The 3,406-nt window shown below is 73.5% G+C and carries 1 protein-coding gene; it reads right to left on the bottom strand.

The annotated features are described in order from the left end of the window. Positions 1 to 3,406 (bottom strand): SDR family NAD(P)-dependent oxidoreductase (locus tag ACX9I7_RS32425; protein WP_459389373.1); only part of this gene is annotated, 3,406 nt, incomplete at both ends.

The following is a 3,406-nucleotide window of genomic DNA, read 5'->3' as shown; positions in this document are numbered from 1 at the left end:
ACCGGCCTCATGTGACAGCACGGGCACGCCCTGGGTGGCCATGCGCTTGCGGTCGATGTCGCTCAGGAACTGGCCGAGCCCGGCGCCCACGTCCCACAGGCCGAAGGCCATCGACGTCGCGGGCAGCCCCTCGGCGTGGCGCTGCTGCGCCAGGGCGTCGAGGAAGACGTTGGCGGCCGCGTAGTTGCCCTGGCCGGCGGCGAGGACGAGCCCGCCGGCGGAGGAGAAGGTGACGAAGGCCGTCAGGTCCATCTCACGGGTCAGCTCGTGCAGCCACCAGGCGGCATCGGCCTTCGGCGCGAGGACGGCGTCGACGCGCTCGGGGGTGAGCGCTCCGACGAGACCGTTGTCACCGATTCCGGCAGCGTGGATCACGGCGGTGAGCGGCCGGTCGATGGTGATTCCGTCCACCACGGAGGCCAACGCCCCACGGTCGGACACATCACACGCGACGACGCGCACGTCAGCGCCCGCAGCGCTCAGCTCCGCCACGAGCTCCGACGCACCCGGGGCCTCCAGACCCCGACGGCTCGTCAGCGTCAGATGCCGGATTCCGTGCTCGGCCACGAGATAGCGGGCCACGACCGCGCCCAAGCCACCCGTACCACCGGTAATCAGCACCCCACCCTCGACATCGAGGGAGACATCCGCTGCCTCAAGCGCAGGAGTCATGCGCACCAGGCGCGGCACCAACACCTCACCGCCACGCACCGCCAGCTCCGGCTCACCCGAAGCCAGCGCCGCGACCAGCGCCTCCCCCGGCTCACCATCAGCGTCCACCAGGACGAACCGCCCCGGGTTCTCCGCCTGCGCAGAACGCACCAGACCCCACACCGGAGCCTGCACCACATCCAACGCCACACCATCAACCACAGCCACCGCGTTCCGCGTGACCACAGCCAGCCGCGACGTCGCATAACGCTCGTCGGACAGCCACTCCTGCACCGCGTCCAACACCCGGCGCAGCACGACCCGTACGTCGCCGGGCACATCGCCCTCCGACGCCACCGCGCCACAGTCCAGCACCACCACATCCGGCACGGAACCATCGAAGTCAGCGTCCGAGACCGTCTCCCACGGCGCCCACGACACCGCCGCAGCACCATCCGCCACCGCCGCACCGGACCACTCGACCCCGTACAGCGACTCGCCCGTACGTCCGCCGACGTCCAGTTGCTCGGCCGAGACCGGCCGGCCCGCCACGGAGCCCACCGTGAGCACCGGCCGGCCCGTCATGTCGGAGACCGTCAGCGACAGCGCGCCGTCGCCCTTGCGGGCGAGGTGCACCCGGACCGCGGAGGCGCCCACCGCGTGGAGGGCCACGTCGGTCCACGCGAAGGGGATCATCGTCCCGCCCTCGCCGTCACCGGCGAGGATCGCGGCGTGCATGGCAGCGTCGAGCAGCGCAGGGTGGAGACCGAACGCCCCACCATCAGTGCCTTCCGGCAGGGCCACCTCCGCGAACAGGTCGTCGCCCACCCGCCACGCGGCCCGCAGGCCCTGGAACACCGGGCCGTACGCGTAGCCGTACTCCGCGAACGTCTCGTACGCGCCCTCGACCGGCAGCGGCTCGGCTCCCGGCGGGGGCCAGGCGGCATCGGAGGTGTCCGGGGTCTCGGCGCCCGAGGCGAGCACGCCGGTGGCGTGCTGGGTCCAGGGGTCGAGCGCCCGGCCCTCCGGGCGGGAGTGGATGCCGAGGCTGCGGCGCCCCGTCGCGTCCTCCGCTCCGACGCGCACCTGGATCTGGACCGCCCCGCCCTGCCCGGGCAGCAGCAGGGGGGCGGTGAGCGTGAGTTCCTCGACGAGGTCGCAGCCGACCTCGTCGCCGGCCCGGACGGCCAGTTCGAGCAGACCGGTGCCGGGGACGAGCACCGTGCCCTGGACGACGTGGTCCGCGAGCCACGGCTGCGCCTGCGCGGACAGCCGGCCGGTGAGCAGGAAGCCGTCGGCGTCGGCGAGTTCGAGGGCGGCGCCCAGCATGGGGTGTCCCGCCGCGCCGAGGCCCGCGAAGCGCACGTCACCGGCGCGGGCCGGTCCGCCCGCGGGCCAGAACCGCTCGCGCTGGAACGCGTACGTCGGCAGGTCGGCCCGGCGTGCCCCGGTACCGGCGAAGAGGACGGACCAGTCGGCGTCCGCGCCGAGCACGTACAGACGGGCGACGGCGTCGAGGAGCGCCCGCTCCTCGTCCCGGCCCTTGCGTAGGGCGGGGACGAAGGCAGCAGCCCCTTCGTCCGTCGACTCGATCGACTCGGCCGCCAGGGCGGACAGGGAGCCGTCCGGGCCGAGCTCCAGGAACGACCTGACGCCCGCCGTCCACAGCGTCCGCACGCCGTCGGCGAAGCGGACCGCCTCCCTGACGTGCCGCACCCAGTACTCCGGGGAGCGGAGCTCCTCGTCGGTGGCGGGTTCGCCGGTCAGGTTCGACACGAGGGGGATGGTGGGGGTGCCGTACGTCAGGCTCTCGGCGACGGCGCGGAAGTCCGCCAGCATCGGTTCCATGAGCGGCGAGTGGAAGGCGTGCGAGACCCGCAGCGGGGTGGTCTTGCGGCCCTGCTCCTCGAAGCGGGCGCGGACGGCCTCGACGGCCTCCGCGGCTCCGGAGACCACCACCGACGACGGCCCGTTGACCGCCGCGATCGCGACCTCGTCCGTCAGCAGCGGCCGGACCTCGTCCTCGCCTGCCCGGACGGCCAGCATGGCGCCGCCCGAGGGCAGGGCCTGCATCAGCCGCCCACGGGCCGCGACGAGCCGGCAGGCGTCGGCCAGCGAGAAGACGCCCGCGACGTGCGCGGCCGCGATCTCACCGATGGAGTGACCGAGCAGTTGGTCCGGGCGCACGCCCCACGACTCCAGCAGCCGGAACAGCGCCACCTCGACCGCGAAGAGCCCGGCCTGGGTGTGAACGGTCTGGTTGATCAGCTCCTCGTCCTCGCCCCAGACGACTTCCCGAAGCGGACGCTCAAGGTGCTCGTCCAGGCCCGCGCACACCGCGTCGAACGCATCCGCGAACACCGGGAAGCGGGAGTGCAGCTCCCGTCCCATGCCGAGCCGCTGCGAGCCCTGGCCCGAGAAGAGGAAGGCGACCTTACCGGCGCGCACAGCGCCCTCCGGGTGCTCCTCCGACCGGCCGGCCGCGAGTGCCGACAGGGACCGCAGGACGTCGTCCCGGTCCGCGCTCAGCAGCACGGCCCGGTGGGGGAAGACCGCCCGGCTCGTCACCAGCGAGTACGCGACATCGGCGAGCCGCGACTCCGGCCGGTCCTGAAGGTGGGCCAGCAGGCGGGAGGCTTGGTCCCGGAGGGCCGCCTCGGTCCTGCCGGACAGCACCACGGGCAGCAGCACCGCGTCCGGCATCGGGGCGTCCTCACGCTCCGGCTCCGGCTCGCCCTGCTCCAGGATCACGTGC

It is taken from the genome of Streptomyces sp. L500, from assembly GCF_054551825.1.
Note: the sequence above shows the minus strand (reverse complement) of the source record. Positions and strands in the feature narration are given on the sequence as shown.